This is a genomic window from Spiribacter roseus (genome assembly GCF_002813635.1).
In the GTDB taxonomy this organism is placed as follows: domain Bacteria; phylum Pseudomonadota; class Gammaproteobacteria; order Nitrococcales; family Nitrococcaceae; genus Spiribacter; species Spiribacter roseus.
Map to the genome: position 1 here is coordinate 1,231,234 of NZ_CP016382.1, position 18,942 is coordinate 1,250,175.

Below are 18,942 nucleotides of genomic sequence, written 5' to 3' on the forward strand. Positions count from 1 at the left end.
CTGGGTGGATGGCAGTCTCACAGTACCTGGGCGTCTTTCGCTACAGCCGCCGCGCCATCGAACTGGTCTGGCAGACCAGTCGCCTGCTGACCCTGGTGCTGGCCACCGGCACGCTCGTCGCCGGTCTGCTGCCGGCCGCCGCCGCCTGGGTCGGACAGCTGATCGTCGATGGGGTGGTCGCGGCCATTGATGCCAGTCAGGGCATTCCCACCGAACTGCTCTGGCTGGTCGCCCTCGAGGGGGCGATCATGATGGGCATCGCCGGGGCCCAGCGCGCCATCCAGATCGCCCAGTCGCTGCTGCGCGCCCAGCTCGGGCAGCGGGTCAACGTCATGATTCTGGAAAAGGCCCAGTCGCTGCAGCTCGCCGATTTCGAAGACTCGGAATTCTACGACAAGTTGACTCGTGCCCGGCGCGAGGCCTCGAGCCGGCCGCTCAGCCTGGTCAACCGCACCTTCGGCCTGATCCAGAACGGCATCTCGCTGGCCAGCTTTGCCGGCCTGCTGCTCGGCTTCTCGCCCTGGGCGGTGCTGATTCTGGTGCTGGCGGGACTGCCGCAGTTTTTCTCCGAGGCGAAGTTCTCGGGCGATGCGTTTCGGCTGTTCCGCTGGCGCAGCCCCGATACCCGCCGGCAGATGTATCTGGAGACCGTTCTGGCCCGCGAGGACAGCGCCAAGGAGGTCAAGCTCTTCCAGCTGGGTCCGTTGCTGCTGCAGCGCTATCGCGACATCTTCAAACGGCTCTATCGCGAGGACCGTCGCCTGACACTGCGGCGCGATCTGTGGGGCTTTGCCCTGGGGCTGATCGCCACGCTGGCATTCTATGGCACCTATGCGTGGATCGTGGTGACCACCGTCGCCGGGCGCATCACGCTGGGTCAGATGACCATGTACCTGAGCGTTTTCCGACAGGGCCAGAGCGCGGTCAGCGCAAGCCTGACCGCCATCAGCGGGATGTACGAGGACAACCTCTACCTGTCCAACCTGTACGAGTATCTCGAACAGCCGGTGAGTGTGGGTCAGGGCGAGGCCACCGCCGGCGACATCCCCGGTGATGGTCTGCGCTTCGAGTCGGTGAGCTTTCGCTATCCCGGCAGTGACAGTGACGCGCTCAGCGATGTGTCGCTGCATCTGACACCCGGGCGCAGCATTGCGCTGGTGGGCAGCAACGGCTCGGGCAAGACCACGATGATCAAGCTGCTGGCCGGACTGTATGCACCCACCGCCGGGCGCATCCTGCTCGATGGCACCGATCTGCGTGACTGGGACAGCGCCGCCCTGCGCGAGCGGATCGGCATCATTTTCCAGGATTTCATGCGCTACCAACTGCCGGTCGGCGAGAACATCGGAGCCGGCGACGTGGCGCATTTCCAGGACGAGGAGCGCTGGCAGCGCGCTGCCCAAAAGGGACTGGCGGAGACCTTCATCGAGGAGATTCCCGGCGGCTACCATGCCCAGCTGGGTCGTTGGTTCCGCGACGGCCGCGAGCTCTCGGGCGGTCAGTGGCAGAAGATCGCGGTCGCCCGCGCCTTCATGCGTGAGGGCGCCGATGTGCTGGTGCTGGACGAGCCGACCGCGGCGATGGATGCCGCCGCCGAGGCGGAGATCTTCGAGCACTTCCGCACGCTGACCGAAGACCGTATGGCGATCCTCATTTCACACCGCTTTTCCACCGTGCGGATGGCCGACGAAATCCTCGTGGTCGACGCCGGCCACATCATCGAGCGCGGCGATCACGAGTCGCTGCTGGCCGCCGACGGCCACTACGCCCGGTTGTTCCGGCTGCAGGCGGCGGGCTATCAGTGATGCCGGGCGGCCGGCGATCACTGATCTGGATCGAGGGTGACGCCGGGACCTGTCGGCATCAGGCGCTGACACTGCTCGCGCAGTGGCCGGCGTCGAGGATCGGCTGGATCGGGGCCCCGCTGACGGGATGGCCCGGCCCACTCGCCCCGCGGCTGCAACCGCTGCGACCCGGCCATGGGCGAGCGCTGCTTGGCCAGACCCTCGCGGCGGGGGTGATTGATGCCCATGTGGGCCTTGATCCGGATGACCTGGGCGCCCTTGTGGGCACCATCGACGGTAACGGCATGGCCGTGTTGCTGACGCCCCCGGCGGAGGACTGGCCACTCCAGGCCGACGCTGGGGACTCGGTGTTCATCCGCCGCCTGGCCGACTGCCTCGCCCATGACCCGGCCGTGCACCGCCCCACTCGGGTCATACCCTGTCCGCGGCCCGCCGCCCTGTCCGCGACGTCACCCGATGATCAGCCGACCACCGATCAGCGCCGGATCATCCGGGCCATCACGACCCTTGCCGAGCGGCCCGGCGGAGGCACATTACTGGTGACCGCTGACCGTGGCCGGGGCAAATCCGCCGCCCTCGGCATGGCGCTGCAGGCGCTGGAGCCCCATCGTCCCACCCGTCTCACCGCTCCGTCCCGGGCGGCCGCCGCGACCGCGATCAGCCGCGCCGGGGACGCGGCCCCGCGGTTCATTGCCCCCGAGGACGTCACGCCGGACGACTCACTGCTACTCATCGACGAGGCGGCCGCCCTGCCGCTGCCGCTGATCGTTCGACAGGTCAATGACAACCCGCGCTGCGTGCTGACGGGCACGGTGCACGGCTACGAAGGCAGTGGTCGGGGCCTGATCCTGCGACTGGCCGAGGCGCTCAGCCAGCGTCCACTCGAGCATCTGATCATGCACCAGCCGGTCCGCTGGGCGGCGGATGACCCCCTCGAGGCGCTCATCGACCGCCTCCTGCTGTTGAGTGCCGAGCCCGATGGGCCCGCGCCCGCGGGTCCGGTCACGGTCACGGCCATCAGCGCCGGGGATCTGGCCGCCGACGAATCGGACCTGCGCGATGCCTTCGGCCTGCTCGTGGCCGGCCACTACCAGACACGTCCCCGGGATCTGCGCCAGCTGCTCGACGATCCGGCCATCCGCCTGTACACCGCCCGCAGTCAGGGCCGGATTGTCGGCATTCTGGCGGCCCGCATCGAAGGCGGTCTGGATGCCGACCTATGCCACGAGATCCACCGGGGCCGACGCCGCCCCGCCGGGCATCTGATCGCCCAGTCGCTCACCTTTCATGCCGGCGTGGCGGGGGCCGCGCGACACCACGGACGGCGCATCCAGCGCATTGCCGTGCGTGGCGACTCCCGGCGCCAGGGAATCGGTCGACGGCTGATCGCAGCGGCCCGGCAGGATGCACAGGCGGCCGGCGAGGACTGGCTCGGCACCAGTTTCGGGATGACGGCCGGGTTGCTGGATTTCTGGATGGCCTGCGGGTTGACGCCGGTGCGCGTGGGCAATCACCAGGATGCCCGCAGCGGGACATTCTCGGTTATCCTTCTACAAGGGCTGAATGCGGTGGGCAGGCAGCTGTGTCGGGAGGCCGGCCTGCGCCTGGCGGTGCACCTGCCCGACCAACTGAACCACAGCCTCCGCGATCTGTCTTCTGAGCTGCGCAAGCGGCTCTGGCGCGACCCGCCGGACGAGTCTGCGCGGCGGCGCATCGACACCGCCGACCTGCGCGCCTTCGCCCTGGGGCATCGCTCGCTGCTCGATACCCATGGCGCACTCTGCCGGTGGGCGGCATCGAGCGCCGCCGGCGCTGTCCGCTCCGCGCACGACCGGGCGTTGCTCACCGCCGCGGTCGAGACACCCCAGCAGGCCGGCGCCCTGGCCCGTGCCGGCGGCGTGGCAGGACGCCGGGCGGCGATCGCCCGACTGCGCCAATTGATTGCCCAAAGCCCGAGGATCAACGATGAGTGATTCCAGCATCCGCATTCGCGGTGCCCGCCAGAACAACCTTCGCAACCTGGATCTGGACCTGCCCACGGGCGAGTTCACGGTCATCACCGGCGTCTCCGGGTCGGGCAAGTCGTCGCTCGCCTTCGACACCATCTATGCCGAAGGCCAGCGCCGCTATGTGGAGACCTTCTCGCCCTACGCGCGGCAGTTTCTCGACCGCATGGACCGGCCCGCCACCGACCGGGTCGAGGGGATCCCACCCGCCATTGCCATCGACCAGACCAATCCGGTCCGCACCTCGCGCTCCACCGTGGGCACGATGACCGAGCTCAATGACCACCTCAAGCTGCTGTTCGCGCGGGGCGCAAGGCTTTTCTGCGCCGGCTGCGGCCGCCATGTCACCCGCGATACCGCCGAGGGGGTCTATCACCAGCTCCAGCAGCGCTGTCCCGCCTCACGGGTGGTGATCGGTTTTGACACCCCCATTCCCGAGCAATATAGCGCCGCAGAACTGCGTACGCTCCTCGAGCGCCAGGGCTATACCCGCATCCGCGAACTCGACGACCACCATCTGCGTGTCACCCAGGATCGAGTCCGGGTCGAGGCGGGACGTCGCGACCGGCTGGTGGAGGCCGCCGAGGCCGCCTTCCGGCATGGCCGCGGCCACCTGGTGGTGGAGGTCCTCGATGATGCGCGCGAGCCGATCGCCGAGCACCGCTTCTCCCAGGCCCTGCACTGCGCCGACTGCGACCGCCATTACCGCGATCCCAGCCCCAGCCTTTTCTCGTTCAACTCCCCGGTGGGGGCCTGCGAGACGTGTCGGGGGTTTGGTCGCATCATGGGCATTGACGATGGCCTGGTCATTCCCGACCCGTCCAGGAGCCTCGCCGGCGGCGCCATCCGCCCGTGGCAGTCCGGCAAATCGGCGGAATGCCAGAAGGATCTGATGCGCCATGCACGCCGCCGTGGGGTTGCCACGGATATCCCATGGCGTGATCTGCCGGCGGCGGATCGTGAGTGGGTGCTCGAGGGCGACGGTCGCGGCCGCAATGACTGGTATGGCGTCCGCGGTTTTTTCGACTGGCTGGAGTCGAAGAGCTACAAGATGCACGTCCGGGTGCTGCTGTCGAAATATCGCAGCTACGATCTTTGCCCTGACTGCGAGGGCGCCCGACTCAATCCCGAGGCACTGCTCTGGCGCCTGGGCGATCATGCCGAGGCGAATGCAGCGATGGATCCCGCCGAGCGCCACCGGCCGCGCGGGCTCACCCTCGGGGCATCCCGGTTTGAGGCCCTGCCGGGCCTGAACATGCACGACCTGATGACCCGGCCGCTCAGTCAGGCCGAGGCCTTCTTTGCCGCCCTGCAATTGCCGCCGCCGATGGACGAGGCGGTGCCCCTGCTCCTCGAGGCCATCCAGACCCGACTGGGCTTTCTGGCTCAGGTGGGGGTGGGGTACCTGACCCTTGACCGCCAGTCGCGGACACTGTCCGGCGGAGAGGTCCAGCGCATCAACCTGACTACCGCCCTGGGCACCTCGCTGGTCAATACGCTGTTTGTGCTCGATGAGCCGAGCATCGGTCTGCATCCCCGCGATATCGGGCGTATCACCCGCGTGATGCATCAACTCCGCGATGCCGGCAACACGCTGCTGGTGGTCGAGCATGATCCCGACATCATGCGCGCCGCCGACCGGGTGATCGATATCGGCCCCGGACCGGGACGCGCCGGGGGCCAGATCATGTTCAATGGCACGCCGCAGGCGCTGGCCGCGGACACCCGATCCCTGACCGGTGCCTATCTGCAGGGGCGCCGCCAGGTGGCGGCCAGCGACCAGCCGCCGGCGCGGCCGGCGCCGGAGCAGTGGCTGAGAATCCGCGGCGCGCGCGAGCACAACCTGACCGGCATCGACGTGGACCTGCCCCTCAACCGCCTGGTGTGCCTGACCGGCGTCTCGGGCTCGGGCAAATCCACCCTGCTTGAATCGATCCTCTATCGGGGATTGCGCAAACGGCTGGGCGAGGCGGTGGACCCGCCCGGTGAGCACGACGCCATCGAGCATGACCGGCCGATCGATGAGGTGGTGCTGGTGGATCAGTCCGCCATCGGCCGCACCACACGCTCCAACCCGGCCAGTTATGTCGGCGCCTTCGACCCGATCCGCAAGGCCTTCGCCCGCGAGCCACTGGCCCGCGAGCGCGGTTATACCGCCGGCACGTTCAGCTTCAATGCCGGTGCCGGCCGCTGCCCGGCCTGCGGCGGCAACGGCTTCGAGCATGTCGAGATGCAGTTCCTGTCCGATGTGTATCTGCGCTGCCCGACCTGCGACGGGCGCCGTTACCGCGATGCCGTGCTCGAGGTGCGTCTGGCCCCGGCGGCGGAATGCGACCGCGCACCGGCTTCCATCGCCGAGTGTCTGGACATGACCGTGGACGAGGCGCGGGGCTTTTTCGCCGATCAGCCGGATGTGCTGCGCGGCCTCGAGCCGCTGGCCGCGGTGGGCCTGGGGTACATGACCCTGGGTCAGCCGGTGCCGACCCTGTCCGGCGGCGAGGCCCAGCGTCTCAAGCTGGCCGGGCACCTGGCCAAGGCCCGCCGGCGCGGCGGCGGCCACAAGCTGTTTCTGTTCGACGAGCCCACCACAGGCCTGCATTTCGAGGACATCCGGGTCCTGCTCACTGCCCTCGAGCGGCTGCTCACCGTGGGTCACTCCGTCATTCTCATCGAGCATAATCTTGACGTCATAAGCGCCGCCGACTGGTTGGTGGATCTAGGTCCGGAGGGCGGCACCGGTGGCGGACAGCTGCTGGCGGCCGGCCCGCCCGCGACGGTCATGCAGGTCGAGGCAAGTCACACCGGCATCGCGCTCAAGCGCTACCTGGCCGAGCAGGCCGCCCCAGGCGATACCGCGGTGGCGGTGGCCGAGCCTGCCGGCCCCGTTACCACGCCCCGGCCGCCGAAGGCGGTCGAGATCCGCAATGCCCGCGAGCACAACCTGCGCGGCATCGATGTGCGCATCCCCCAGGAAAAGCTCACCGTCATCACCGGCCTGTCGGGATCGGGCAAAAGCACGGTCGCCTTCGACATCCTGTTCAACGAGGGGCAGCGGCGTTATCTGGAATCGCTCAATGCCTATGCCCGTCAGTTCGTGCAGCCGGCGGCACGGCCGGATGTTGATGCGGTGTTCGGCATCCCGCCCACCGTGGCCATCGAGCAGCGCACCAGTCGCGGCGGGCACAAGAGCACCGTGGCGACGATGACCGAGCTGCATCATTTTCTGCGCCTGTTGTTCGTCAAGCTGGGCACGCAGTACTGCCCACAATGCGACCGCCCCATCCAGGAGCAGAGCCAGGCGTCCATCGCCGCGCGGCTGCTGGAAGACCACCGTGGCGAGGCCATTACGCTGTACGCCCCCCTGGTGGTGGCGCGCAAGGGCTACTACACCGATCTCGCCCAATGGGCGGCCGGCAAGGGGTTCACCCATCTGCATGTCGACGGCACGGATCAACCGACCGACAATTGGCCGCGGCTGGATCGCTACCAGGAGCATGACATCGACCTGCCGGTGGTCACGCTGACCCCCGACCCCGCCCGGGAGAAGGCACTGGACAGCGCCCTGGAGCATGCCCTCGGCTATGGCAAGGGCCAGGTCCGGGTCGCCACCGCCGACGGCCAGTCAACCCTGTATTCCACCCAACGCGCCTGTCCGGGCTGCAATCGCAGTTTCGCCCCGCTCGACCCGCGGCTGTTTTCCTACAACACCCGGCATGGCTGGTGCCCGCGCTGCTTTGGCACGGGCGTGCTGATCCAGGGCTTTGATGAAGACCAGACCGGGGAGGAGCGTCAATGGCGCCAGACCGACGAGGACCCGGCCCGCCCCTGCCCGGCCTGCCATGGCCATCGGCTTCGGCCCGAGGCGCTGTCGGTGCGGTTTCTGGACCGCGGGATCGCCGATTATGGCGAATTCTCGGTGGAGCAGGCGGCGGCGTTCTTCCGCGACGTTGCCCTCGAGCCCCGCCAGGCCCTGATCGCCGATGATGTCATCGCCGAGCTCAGGAGCCGCCTGGGCTTTCTTGAGGCCGTGGGCCTGGGCTATCTGACCCTCGACCGTGCCGCGCCCACCCTGTCGGGCGGCGAGGCGCAGCGCATCCGGCTGGCCGCCCAGCTCGGTTCCAACCTCCAGGGGGTGTGCTACATCCTCGACGAACCCACCATCGGCCTGCATGCCCGGGACAACCGCATGCTGCTGGACACCCTTTCGGCCCTGGAGGCCAAGGGCAACACGCTGGTGGTGGTCGAGCATGACGAGGACACCATCCGTCGGGCGGAGCATGTCATTGATCTGGGCCCCGGCGCGGGCGTGGAAGGCGGTCGCATCGTCGCCGAGGGACGCCTCGAGGAATTACTCGACAACCCCGATTCAGTGACCGGGCGCGCGCTGGCGCATCCCCTGACCCATCCCCTGCGCGGTCAGCGTCGTGACCCGCATGCCGCCGATGCCATCGAACTCACTGGTGTGCACGCTCATAACCTTCGCCGGGTCAACGCCCGTCTCCCGCTGGCGCGCCTGATCGGCGTCAGCGGAGTATCCGGATCGGGCAAGAGCACACTGGTCCGCGATGTCCTGCATGGCAGCCTCGCCGGTCGCCTGGGGCGGCGCGGCGACCCCGACCGCCCGACCCGCGGCTGCCGATCCATCCGTGGCTGGGAATCCCTGGATCGTGTCCTCGAGGTGGATCAGACCCCGATTGGCAAGACGCCGCGCTCCTGCCCCGCGACCTATGTCGGCATCTACGACGAGATCCGGCGGCTGTTCGCCCAGACCGAGGAGGCGCGTATCCGCGGCTACGGGCCCGGGCGGTTTTCGTTCAACACCCGCGACGGCCGCTGTCCGGAATGCGAAGGTCAGGGCATGCGTCGGGTGGAGATGAATTTTCTGCCGGATGTCACCGTGCCCTGCGAGAGCTGCCACGGGCAGCGCTTTACGCCGGAAACACTCGCGGTCACCTGGCGCGGCTGCTCGATCGGCGAGGTGCTGAACATGGAGATCGATCGGGCGGTGGACTTCTTCGCCGCCCATCACCGCCTCCATCACACGCTCGGACTGCTCCGCGACACCGGGCTGGGCTATCTGACCCTGGGTCAGCCCAGCCCGACCCTGTCCGGCGGCGAGGCGCAGCGCATCAAGCTGGTCAGCGAGCTGGCAAAGGCACGCCCCGAATCCGGCGGTGCACGGGCGGCGAAGACGCTCTACATCCTCGATGAGCCCACGGTGGGCCTGCACATCGCCGACGTCGAGCGCCTGATCGGTGTCCTCCACCGGCTGGTGGAGGCAGGCCACAGCGTGGTCGTCATCGAACACAACCTCGACATCCTCGCCGAGGCGGACTGGCTGATCGATCTGGGCCCGGAAGGCGGTGATGGCGGCGGGCGCATCGTCGCTCAGGGCACGCCTGAGCAGGTCTGCCGCAACACCACGTCCCACACCGGCCGGTTGCTCGGCGAGTTCATGGGCGCCCGGCGCTGATCAGTCCCGCCCGCCCCGCTTGAAAGCCGCCAGACGCTGCCGGTCGCGGCGGTCGGGGCGATGATCAGGCCGCGGCTGGGCGGCGGCGGCCGCCCGCAGCTCGTCGCGCTGGCGCTCGCGGGCGCGGACACTGGCTTCGGTCTCGGTGTAAAGGGCCTGCGCCTGGGGGGCGGGGCCGCGCTGTTCGGCGAGGCCCTCGACATCCACTTCGAAGGTCTGCGGGCCCTTGCGGATCAGCAGCCGGTTACCGGCACGGACCGCCCGGGCCGGCTTGGCGCGCACGCCGTCGACCTCCACCTTGCCGCCCTTGATCGCATCCACCGCCAGCCGCCGGGTCTTGAAAAAACGCGCCGCCCACAGCCAGCGGTCCAGGCGCACCGATTCAGCCATCCGCGTGTCCCGTGTAACTGCCGTGCATGTAGCTGGTCAGCGCCGCCACCTCCATGTCGCGCTCGCGCACGACGGCGGCACTCAGATCCCGCACCGACACCATTCCCAGCACGTGCTGCTCATCCATGACCGGTAGATGCCGGACATTGCGCTCGGCCACCAGGGCAAGGGCCTGATCGGTGGTGCCCGAAGGCCCGATCCAGAACACCTCGCGGGTCATCACCGACTCGAGGGCCGTGGTGGCGGGATCGAGCCGCTCACCCAGAACCCGCCGCAGCACATCGCGCTCGGTAAAGATCCCCAGCAGGGTTTCGTCGGGCGTCATCACGAGCACGGCGCCGATGTTGCGCCGGTTCATGAGGGCAACGGCGTCGGCGGCCGTGCTCTCCGGCCCCAGTGCCTGCAGGGATCCGTTTCCCTCGCGCAGCAGCGATCGCATGGTATTGGGCATCAGACTCTCCTCCGGTAGTCGCCGCGCCGTTTACACCAGCGCCTGTTCTGCGATGACAATACCGTCGCGATCGGCACAGAGCCACTCACCGGGGGTCATGGTGGCGCCGGCCAGGGTCACCACGACGCCCACCTCGCCCGCGCCGTCGGGCTGACTGCGGCAGGGGTGGGTGTTGAGTGCCTTGATGCCGATGTCCAGATCGGCCAGATCGGCCGCGTCCCGCACGCAGCCATACACCAGCAGCCCGGCCCAGCCATTGTCCCGCGCCTTGGCCGCGAGCTGATCGCCCATCAGTGCGCAGCGCAGCGATCCCGAGCCGTCGACCACCAGCACCCGACCCTCGCCCGGGGTATCGAGCACCTCCCGCACCCGGCTGTTGTCCTCGAAGGTCTTCACGGTCTGAATCACGCCGGCAAAGCCGTGGCGGCCGCCGTAGTCACCGAAGATCGGGGCCAGCACACGCAGCGCGTCGGCATGGTCGTCGCAGAGATCGGTTGTCTTGATTGCCATTCCGGGACTCCTTGGATGATGCCCCAACGCTAACCGGCCACTGATCCGTGAGCAACTCCGCGGGCCGTCTGGTTTGACACGCCGCCGCGGCGGCGGACAATACCGCTACGCGGCCCGTGTGGCCGGATGGCGGCGCAGGTCGAGCGATGACAGCCAGCTTTTCCCCCGACAAGGCGCCGCGCCCCGGCGCCAATCAGTTGCCTGCCCGACTGGCGGCGCGGGAGCGGCCGATCATCATCGGTGTCGCCGGCGACAGCGGCAGCGGCAAGAGCACCTATACCCAGGGCATCGAATGGCTGCTGGGCTCCGAGCGGGTCAGCCAGATCAGTCTTGACGGCTATCATGCCGAGGATCGGGCGACGCGCCGCGTATCCGGACGCACCCCGCTGGATCCCGAGGCCAACCACCTCGATCGCGCGGTCAGCCACATCAAGCGCCTGCGCGCCGGCGAAGCGGTCGAGGTGCCAGTGTACGACCATGCCTCGGGCACATTCCGCGCGCCGCGCCTGCATACGCCGACGCCGGTGGTGGTCATCGAGGGCCTGCACACCCTTTATCCGGCTTTCCGTCCGCTGCTCGACTTCTCGGTGTATGTGGACACGGCCGCCGCCGTGAAGCGCGACTGGAAGCAGCGCCGTGACACGCGGGAACGCGGCTATGCGGAATCCGATGTGGCCGCCGAGATCGAGCGACGGGCCCATCAGTACGACCGCTGGATCGCCGGCCAGCAGGATGTCGCCGATGTCATCCTGCGCATCCACCCCAGCGAGCTCAGCGAACTGGCCGTGGGCCAGCTGAGCGCCGAAATGCCCGAGACCTGCTATCACCTGGAACTGATCGTGACGCCCCGTGACGATGATCAGCAGTCGCTGTTCCTGCCGGTGGATCTGAGCAACATGACCCGCCAGACCGCCATGCCCTTCATGCTGGCCACCGTGCCCAGTCAGTTCCGCGGCCAATCGGTGAATGTGCTGCATGTCGACGGCTACATGGCGCCCACGGCCCTTGAGACCCTGGAATATGCGATCTCCGCCTTTGTGGGACTGGACGCGCCAGCGGGTGATCCGGTCAACGGCGCCACGCAGCCATCCACAGTCCGCTTCGCGCAGATGCTGGTGGCCTGGCCGGTGCTCAACCGCATTGTTGCACTGAGCGGCTAGTCGCGCAGGAAGGTCTCGATGGCGGGCTGCAGACGCGCAACCGCCGCCTCGCCCTCGGCGATCGCATCATCGGCACGATGCAGTTCCAGCAGATCGATGTGGGCGAGCTGCGGGGCGATCAACAGATCCGGCGGATCTCCAGCCATGCGGCTGCGGGTGATGCGATCCTGCATGACGTTCACCGCCGTGGCGATCACATCGAGCACCCCCGGTGGGGCGCTGGCATCGGCGGGCTGCGCCGGAATGCGCCGGCCCATCAGGCCGTCGCTGAGGTTGACGGCGATCACCCGATCGGCCCCCATCGCGTGGCACAGTGAAATGGGCACCGGATTGACCAGCCCGCCATCCGCCAGCCACTCGGAATCCCGGTAGACCGGGGTAAAGAGCCCCGGCAGCGCCATTGACGCGCGCACCGCGCTGGCCAGATCCCCCCTGCGCAGCCAGCGCTCCTGGCCGCTGTACAGGTCCGTGGCCACCACCCCCAGCGGGCGCTGCAGGTCAGCAAAATCCACTGCCCCCAGGGTGCGGTCGAGCTGCGCCATCAATCGATGCCCCTGGATGAAACCGCCATGCCCCAGATTGACGTCGATGTAGCTCAGGACATCGCGGCGCTTGAGCGATCGCACCCAGGTCTCGAACGCGTCCAGCCGGCCGTTGCAGAACATCGCGGCGACGATGGCACCCACTGACGTCCCGGCGATGATTGACGGCTCGATGCCCTGCTGACGCAGGGCGCGGATGACGCCGATGTGTGCCCAGCCGCGCGCCGCGCCGCCGCCCAGGGCGAGGCCGATGCGCCCGCCCGGCGGCGACGGGCGTGACTCAGTCATCCTCGCGGATGGCCTCGAACTCGATGATCAGTTCGACCCGGTCACCCACCAGCTCATTCTCGAGCGCGTAGTCCATGCCGAACTCGCTGCGCCGGATCGCGCCACGCGCCGATCCGCCCAGGGTGTCGGCACCGCCAATGGGATGCTCACCGCGGCGATTGAGGGTCAGATCGAGCTCAATGGGGCGCGTGACGCCGAGCATCGTCAGCTCGCCGCGCAGGATGCCCTCGCCCTCGCCGGTGGGTTCATAGCCGCTGGCCTCAAAGACGATCGTCGGATGGGCGTCCGCGGCCAGGAAGTCCCCGTCGCGCACATGACCATCGCGTTCATCGTGGCCGGTAAAGACGCTGTCGGCCGCCACTTCGACCCGCCCCGATTCAAGCGTTCGGGTCTCCGCGTCATAACGGAACCCGCCGCTGACATCGGTGAACTGGCCGAGGACATCGGCAAAGCGGGCATGCCCGATCAGGAAACCGACACTGACATGGCTTTCATCCAGCCGGAAACGCTCCGGCTCGGCCTGGACCGGTGCCGTCATCAGGCCCAGCGCGAGCAACGGGGCCAGCGCGCGCATTGCATTGTGAACCATGAGAGACCTCCTCAATGATCGGCTGTCCGCGATAAAGTGACCCCGTCCACGATAAAGGAATAACTGAGCAGGATCAGCAGCACGGCGGCCGACGGCGGCACCCAGGCGGCGGGAAAGTCCGGTGCCAGCAACACCACGAGGGCACCGGTCTGCACCCCGCAGATCACCCGGCGACGCTGTGAGGGCGGCAGGGGCCGGCGCAGCGCGGGACGCCAGTAACCGGCAAGGATGAACGCATAGCGCCAGCCACCGATGGCGAGCACCCAGGCACCCGCGAGATCAAGCCGGAGCAGCCACAGTGCCAGCACCAGCAGCAGCACGGCATCCAGCTCCATATCAAAGCGCGCCCCTGCAGGGGTCTGACAACCCAGACGCCGCGCCACCCAGCCATCGATGCCATCCAGCACAAAGGCCGTCATGCCGAGCGCGAAGGGCAGCATGGCGACGTTCGGCCCGCTCCCGGCAGCGGGCAGGAGCCCGACCAGCAACATCACGAGCAGGCCGCGCCCCATGGTCACCCGATCAGCGGGGGTCAGTACCCGGTTGCCCACCAGCCGCCACACCAGCAGGGCCAGCGCGGCATAGGCGGCCAGCGCCAGCGGCAGCACCCCGGCGGGCAGATCCAGCGTCTGCTGCAACCCGCCGGCGGCGGCGGTCAGCACAATGGCCGCCACCAGCAGGTCGGGTAGGATCTGCAGGGGTGAATCGTCCGTCCCGGGGGGAACCAATGCTACGCTCCGTTTTCCGAGTCAATTCGCCAAGTCTAGCAGCATGAGGACCGCACCGGCGTGACCCGTCAACATAGCAGTCAGGCCTTCTGGATCGTGGCGCCGCGCAGCGGCGGGATCCGCGATGAATCGGTCGCGGTAGCCGACGACGATTCGGTGGGCATCCGCGCCCTTTACTCGGGCATCAGTCATGGCACCGAGTCGCTGGTCTGGCAGGCGCGGATCCCTGTCAGCCAGCAGACCCGCATGCGCGCACCTTTCCAGGCCGGCGAGTTTCCAGCGCCGGTCAAGTATGGCTATGCCAGTGTCGGCGTGGTCGAGTCCGGCGCCGAGGCATTGATCGGACAGACGGTGTTCTGCCTCTACCCCCACCAGCGCCGCTACACCGTGCCGCTTGCCGCCGCCCATCCACTGCCGGCGGGCCTGCCGCCGGAGCGCGCGGTACTGGCCGCCAACGTCGAGACCGCCCTGAACATCTGCTGGGACGCCGAACCCCGAGCCGGCGAGCGCATCAGCGTGATCGGCGCGGGCGTGGTGGGTGCGCTCGCCGCCGCGCTCTGCGCCGAAATCCCCGGCACCGAGGTGGAGCTGGTGGACATCAATCCGGATCGCCACGCGCTTGCGGCGCCGCTGGGTGTCGCCTTTGCCACACCCGATGCCGCGCGCCCCGACAACGACCGGGTCATTCACGCGAGCGCCAGCGAGTCCGGCCTGGCCCTGGCCCTGAGGATCGCCGCAGACGAGGCCATGCTGATCGAGGCAAGCTGGTTTGGTGACCACCCGCCCCAGGTGCCACTGGGCGAGGCCTTTCACTCGCGCCGCCTGACCCTGCGCGCCAGCCAGGTCGGACAGCTCGCCCCGGTCATGCGCCCGCGCTGGGACCATGGCCGACGCATGCGCAAGGCCCTGGAACTGCTGGCTCATCGCACCCACTGGGATTGTCTGATCGACGGCGAGACCGCCTTTGATGATCTGCCAGCGACGATGGACTCGATCGTCACCCGGCCGGGTCTGTGTCACCGCATCAAGTACTAAGGAGACAGAATGTACAGCGTCAACGTCCGCGATCACTTCATGATCGCCCACAGCTTTCAGGGCGAGACATTCGGGCCCGCCCAGGCCCTGCACGGCGCCACTTACGTCACCGATGCCACGTTCTTTCGCGACGGCCTCGACGATGACAATGTGGTGGTGGACATTGCCCGCGCCAGCACGGTGCTGCACGACATCCTGTCGCGCTACAACCTCGTCAACCTCGACAGCCTGCCGGAGTTCGAGGGCGTCAACACCACCACGGAGTTTCTCGCCCGGCATATCGCCGATGCGCTGGCGACCGCCATTCACGCCGGTGAACTGGGCGAAACCGCCCGCACCCTGGATCGACTGCGGATCACCCTGCACGAGTCGCACATCGCCTCGGCCGCCTACGAGCGCTCGCTCCAGCTGTGACCGTCTGCCATTTCCTGGTGCCGGGGTCACTGGACCGACCCACCGGGGGAAGCCGTTATGACCGCCGGATCATCGACGGCCTGCGCGGTGCGGGCGTTAGCGTCGACGTCGACGCCCTACCCGGCTGCTTTCCGGATGCCGACCCCACCGCCCGCGAGGCCGTGGATGCCGCGCTTGCGCGGATCCCGGATGGTCGGGTGGTGGTGATCGACGGTCTGGTGCTGGGACGACTGGCGTCGACGGTGGCCCCGCACGCCGGGCGCCTTCGCATTCATGCGCTGGTGCATCACCCCCTGGCCGATGAAACCGACCATGACCCCGCCCGGGTGGAGCAACTGATCCATGACGAAGCCCGTGCGCTGGGCGCGGCGACCCGCGTCATCGCCACCAGCGCCTTCACCGCCCAACGGCTGCGGACGCTGGGGTTGAACGCGGGCGAAGTCAGCGTCATCCCACCCGGATGCACGCCGCGACCGCTCGCCACGGGACGGCCGGGGCAGCCGCCGTTGCTGCTCTGCGTCGCCTCGATCACGCCGCGCAAGGCCCAGCATCGCCTGATCGAGGCGCTAGCCGGGCTGGTCGACCGACCCTGGCAGTGCCAGCTCATCGGCGCCTTGGATCTGGATCCCGACTATGCCGCCGCCATCGCCAGACAGCGCGACGCCGAGGGCCTGCAGGACCGCATCACCCTCACCGGCGCCGCCGACGAGCAGCGTCTGGACGAGGCCTATCGCCAGGCCGAGCTGTTCGTCCTGCCGTCGCTCTACGAGGGCTACGGCATGGTGATCAGCGAGGCCGTCGCCTACGGGCTGCCGGTAATCACCACCACCGGTGGTGCGCTGGCAACCACCCTTCCGCCGGAGGCCGGCATCGCTGTCCCGCCGGACGACCCGACAGCGCTGCGCGACGCCATCGCCGCGCTACTGGATGACCCCTCCCGACGTCAGGCCCTGGCGCGGGGGGCCCGTCGCGCCCGCCGCGAGCTCAATGACTGGGATCGGAGCGTCGCGCTTTTCATGGCTCTCATCGAGGAGGCATCGCCATGCCCGAGCAGTTTGCCGCCCGCTGGCTGACCCTGCGTGAGCCGGCCGACCATGCGGCCCGTGACGACACGCTACTCACGCCCCTGATCGACGTCCTGCCGCGGGATCGAACGATCCGTATCACCGATCTGGGCGCCGGTGCCGGCAGCAACCTGCGCTACCTGGGCCCACGCCTGCCCCGGGCGCAGGCGTGGACGCTCATCGATCACGATCGCGGGCTGCTCGACCAGGCGGTGGCCCTGGCGCATCCAGCCGGCGACGATCGCCACGTGGCACGGGTTCAGGCCCGGGCCCACCCGGCCGATCTCGGCACATTCCCCGACTGCCTCGACACAACGCCCGATCTGCTCACCGCCTCGGCCCTGCTCGATCTGGTGCCGGACGCCTGGCTGCGGCGGGTGGTGGACACCTGCTGCCGGCGCGGTCTGCCGGCCCTGTTCGCACTCAACGTGGACGGCCGCCTGGCGTTTTCCCCCACGCTGGAGGCTGACCAGCAGGTCGAGGCCGCGGTCCTTGCCCACCAGCGCGGAGCCAAGGACATGGGACCGGCGCTGGGCCCGGATGCCCCCGCCGTTGCAGCGCAGATGTTCCGCGAGCGCGGGGCAAGCGTTGACTGCCGGGCCAGCGACTGGCATCTCACGCCGGAACAGGCTGCGCTGCAGCGGCCACTCATCGAGGGCTGGCATGCCGCCGCCCGAGCCCAGCAACCCGACGCCGCCGCGGTCATCGATCGCTGGAGGGACGAGCGCCTGCGCGCGCTCGAGCACAGTTTCATCACGGTCGGGCATCAGGACCTGCTGGTCATTCCGTGCCGCGACTGATCCGGCTGCTGGTCAGCCTGGCCATTCTGGGCCTGATCGCCCGGCAATTCGGGGCCGGCGTGCTCGAGCGGCTGCAGGCCATCGAGCCGGGCTGGATGATCGTGGGGTTGTCCATCACCGTTGCCCAGGTGCTGCTGTCGGCATGGCGTTGGCGATTTACCGCGGCCCGGCTGCAGATCGCGCTGCCGGCGGGCCGCGCCGTGGGCGAGTACTACCTGGCGACGCTGGTCAATCAGGTGCTGCCCGGCGGTGTGGTAGGCGACGCTCAGCGCGCCTGGCGCCATAGTCAGGGCATGCCGCGGCGTGGACCGGCCTTTCAGGCGGTGGTCATCGAGCGGCTATCGGGTCAGCTCGCCATGGTGGCCATCGCGGTGGGCGTATGGGTCTACTGGCCACCCGGTGGCGCGCTGAGCCTGCCCATTTCGTCGGGCGGCCTGGCATTGACCGCGCTGACGGCCGCCGCGGTGGTCATCGCCATCGGCCTGATTCCGCGCCACCGGCGCGCCTGGCTCGGCGACTGGCGCCGCGCACTGCACTCGGCGCTGCTGACCCCCCGCGTGCTGCCCATCCAGCTGGCCGCTTCCCTGGCCGTCGCGGCCAGCTATATCGCGGTCTACGCCTGCTGCGTCCTGGCACTGGATCCGGCGGCACCGGCGTCCGCCTGGCTGCCACTGATACCACTGGTCCTGTTCACCATGCTGATCCCCGCAAGCATCGCGGGATGGGGACTACGCGAGGGGGCGGCCGCCCTGCTCTGGCCGCTGGCCGGGTTGCCCGCGGCGGAGGGCATCACCGCTGCGGTACTCTACGGCGCGCTGTCACTGGCGGCCAGCACGCCCGGTCTGATCATGCTGATACGGCGTTGAAATCGAGCCGGTAGAGCCGATCATCCCCCAGGTCGAAGGGCGTCACCGCGGGGCGCAGGGCCTCGTCCATGTGATCGATGCGCGGCAGATTCAGGCCGGTTGGCCCTGATCCAATGATCACCGGCGCGACCACCAGATAGAGCGTATCTACCAGGCCCGCCGCCAGCCATGCGGAAACGGTTCTGGCCCCACCTTCCACCAGCAGTCGCTGCACACCCGCCGCGGCCAGGCACTGCAGCGCTGTGGCCGGCGCCAGATCGGGCAGCGCAAAACGGCGATCCACCGCGGGAGCCGCCACCGACGGGCCGGTCAGCGCCCAGGTGGGGGCCGCGCCATCCCGCAGGAGCGCCGCGTCAGCCGGCAGCCCGCTGCGACTCATGATCACCGCTCGAACCGGGTTGGGTCCCGCCACTTCACGGACGGTCAGGCGTGGATTGTCGGCGACGACGGTCCCGGCGCCGACCAGCACCGCATCGCAGAGCGCCCGCAGGCGATGCAGGTGGGCCCGGTCAGCGGCGCCCGTCACGTAATGGGAATGCCCGGTTGCCGTGGCGATACGCCCGTCGAGGCTCTGGCCAAGCTGCGCGACCACCCGCGGCCGTTGCCGGACCGGGGCGAGCAACGGGGCATAGCGCGCCTGCAGTGCCGGGGCGACGGCCTCGGCAGCGATTCCGCCGATATCCGCCGGCCATTCCACCGGTTGCGCCGCAGCGGGCAGGGAACAGCGCCGGCACTGGGCGACGAGCGCTTCCCAGCCCATCGGCGGTGGGGCCGCCGCCCCGCGGGATCGGTTATGCTGTGTCATATTGACGGAATTGTTG

The 18,942-nt window shown here is 68.8% G+C and carries 16 protein-coding genes; 9 read left to right on the forward strand and 7 right to left on the reverse strand.

The features are described from left to right. Positions 1–8: 8 nt before the first annotated feature. The 3 genes from BBH56_RS05995 to uvrA are packed head-to-tail and all read left to right on the forward strand — an operon-like array spanning position 9 to position 9,284. A complete protein-coding gene (locus BBH56_RS05995) occupies positions 9–1,805 on the forward strand; it encodes an ABC transporter ATP-binding protein (protein ID WP_148122260.1) in 1,797 nt (598 codons plus the stop codon). Further along, positions 1,805–3,778 carry a GNAT family N-acetyltransferase gene (locus BBH56_RS06000; RefSeq protein ID WP_148122261.1) on the forward strand — a complete coding sequence of 658 codons (1,974 nt, stop codon included), beginning with the start codon at positions 1,805–1,807 and terminating at the stop codon, positions 3,776–3,778. The genes BBH56_RS05995 and BBH56_RS06000 overlap by 1 nt, the downstream gene beginning before the upstream one ends. Continuing rightward, positions 3,771–9,284 (forward strand): excinuclease ABC subunit UvrA, encoded by a 5,514-nt coding sequence (uvrA, locus tag BBH56_RS06005; protein ID WP_148122262.1) that lies wholly within the window; start codon positions 3,771–3,773, stop codon positions 9,282–9,284. Before BBH56_RS06000 ends, uvrA begins: the two co-directional genes overlap by 8 nt. Here the strand turns inward: uvrA and BBH56_RS06010 are convergent, their stop codons facing one another. Genes BBH56_RS06010 through rraA form a run of 3 tightly spaced genes read right to left on the reverse strand, consistent with a single transcriptional unit; the run spans position 9,285 to position 10,635 of the window. Next, a complete protein-coding gene (locus BBH56_RS06010; protein WP_148122263.1) occupies positions 9,285–9,674 on the reverse strand; it encodes an RNA-binding S4 domain-containing protein in 390 nt (129 codons plus the stop codon). Then, entirely contained in the window at positions 9,667–10,125 is a 459-nt protein-coding gene (locus tag BBH56_RS06015; RefSeq protein ID WP_144348167.1) for a CBS domain-containing protein, read from the reverse strand. The genes BBH56_RS06010 and BBH56_RS06015 overlap by 8 nt, the downstream gene beginning before the upstream one ends. A gap of 30 nt (positions 10,126–10,155) precedes the next feature. After that, positions 10,156–10,635, reverse strand: coding sequence for a ribonuclease E activity regulator RraA (gene rraA, locus BBH56_RS06020; RefSeq protein ID WP_069134240.1), 480 nt, complete (start codon positions 10,633–10,635; stop codon positions 10,156–10,158). A gap of 146 nt (positions 10,636–10,781) precedes the next feature. Here rraA and BBH56_RS06025 point away from each other — a divergent pair, with 146 nt between their 5' ends. Then, a complete protein-coding gene (locus BBH56_RS06025) occupies positions 10,782–11,795 on the forward strand; it encodes a phosphoribulokinase (protein WP_148122264.1) in 1,014 nt (337 codons plus the stop codon). On the opposite strand, the gene BBH56_RS06030 is transcribed toward BBH56_RS06025, so the two are convergent. Genes BBH56_RS06030 through BBH56_RS06040 form a run of 3 tightly spaced genes read right to left on the reverse strand, consistent with a single transcriptional unit; the run spans position 11,792 to position 13,942 of the window. Further along, entirely contained in the window at positions 11,792–12,625 is an 834-nt protein-coding gene (locus tag BBH56_RS06030) for a patatin-like phospholipase family protein (protein WP_148122265.1), read from the reverse strand. The genes BBH56_RS06025 and BBH56_RS06030 overlap by 4 nt on opposite strands. After that, entirely contained in the window at positions 12,618–13,214 is a 597-nt protein-coding gene (locus tag BBH56_RS06035) for a YceI family protein (protein ID WP_148122266.1), read from the reverse strand. The genes BBH56_RS06030 and BBH56_RS06035 overlap by 8 nt, the downstream gene beginning before the upstream one ends. An 11-nt stretch (positions 13,215–13,225) precedes the next feature. Further along, positions 13,226–13,942, reverse strand: a complete 717-nt coding sequence (locus tag BBH56_RS06040; RefSeq protein ID WP_148122267.1) for a CDP-alcohol phosphatidyltransferase family protein — start codon at positions 13,940–13,942, stop codon at positions 13,226–13,228. A 60-nt stretch (positions 13,943–14,002) separates the two neighbouring features. On the opposite strand from BBH56_RS06040, the gene BBH56_RS06045 reads away from it, so the two are divergent. From BBH56_RS06045 to BBH56_RS06060, 5 genes are read left to right on the forward strand one after another with little or no spacing between them, the layout of a single operon-like run. Then, the gene (locus tag BBH56_RS06045; protein WP_148122268.1) at positions 14,003–14,977 is read left to right on the forward strand and encodes a zinc-dependent alcohol dehydrogenase; all 975 of its coding nucleotides are present in this window, start codon (positions 14,003–14,005) and stop codon (positions 14,975–14,977) included. Between the two features lie 9 nt (positions 14,978–14,986). Then, a complete protein-coding gene (locus BBH56_RS06050; RefSeq protein ID WP_148122269.1) occupies positions 14,987–15,391 on the forward strand; it encodes a 6-pyruvoyl trahydropterin synthase family protein in 405 nt (134 codons plus the stop codon). Positions 15,392–15,408: 17 nt separating this feature from the next. After that, entirely contained in the window at positions 15,409–16,464 is a 1,056-nt protein-coding gene (locus tag BBH56_RS06055) for a glycosyltransferase family 4 protein (RefSeq protein ID WP_318262511.1), read from the forward strand. Next, positions 16,434–17,255, forward strand: coding sequence for a class I SAM-dependent methyltransferase (locus tag BBH56_RS09610; protein WP_157809113.1), 822 nt, complete (start codon positions 16,434–16,436; stop codon positions 17,253–17,255). The genes BBH56_RS06055 and BBH56_RS09610 overlap by 31 nt, the downstream gene beginning before the upstream one ends. Continuing rightward, positions 17,243–18,121 carry a lysylphosphatidylglycerol synthase transmembrane domain-containing protein gene (locus BBH56_RS06060; protein WP_157809114.1) on the forward strand — a complete coding sequence of 293 codons (879 nt, stop codon included), beginning with the start codon at positions 17,243–17,245 and terminating at the stop codon, positions 18,119–18,121. The genes BBH56_RS09610 and BBH56_RS06060 overlap by 13 nt, the downstream gene beginning before the upstream one ends. Here BBH56_RS06060 and BBH56_RS06065 read toward each other — a convergent pair. Further along, positions 18,102–18,881 carry a RibD family protein gene (locus BBH56_RS06065; protein ID WP_157809115.1) on the reverse strand — a complete coding sequence of 260 codons (780 nt, stop codon included), beginning with the start codon at positions 18,879–18,881 and terminating at the stop codon, positions 18,102–18,104. The genes BBH56_RS06060 and BBH56_RS06065 overlap by 20 nt on opposite strands. Between the last annotated feature and the right edge of the window lie 61 nt (positions 18,882–18,942).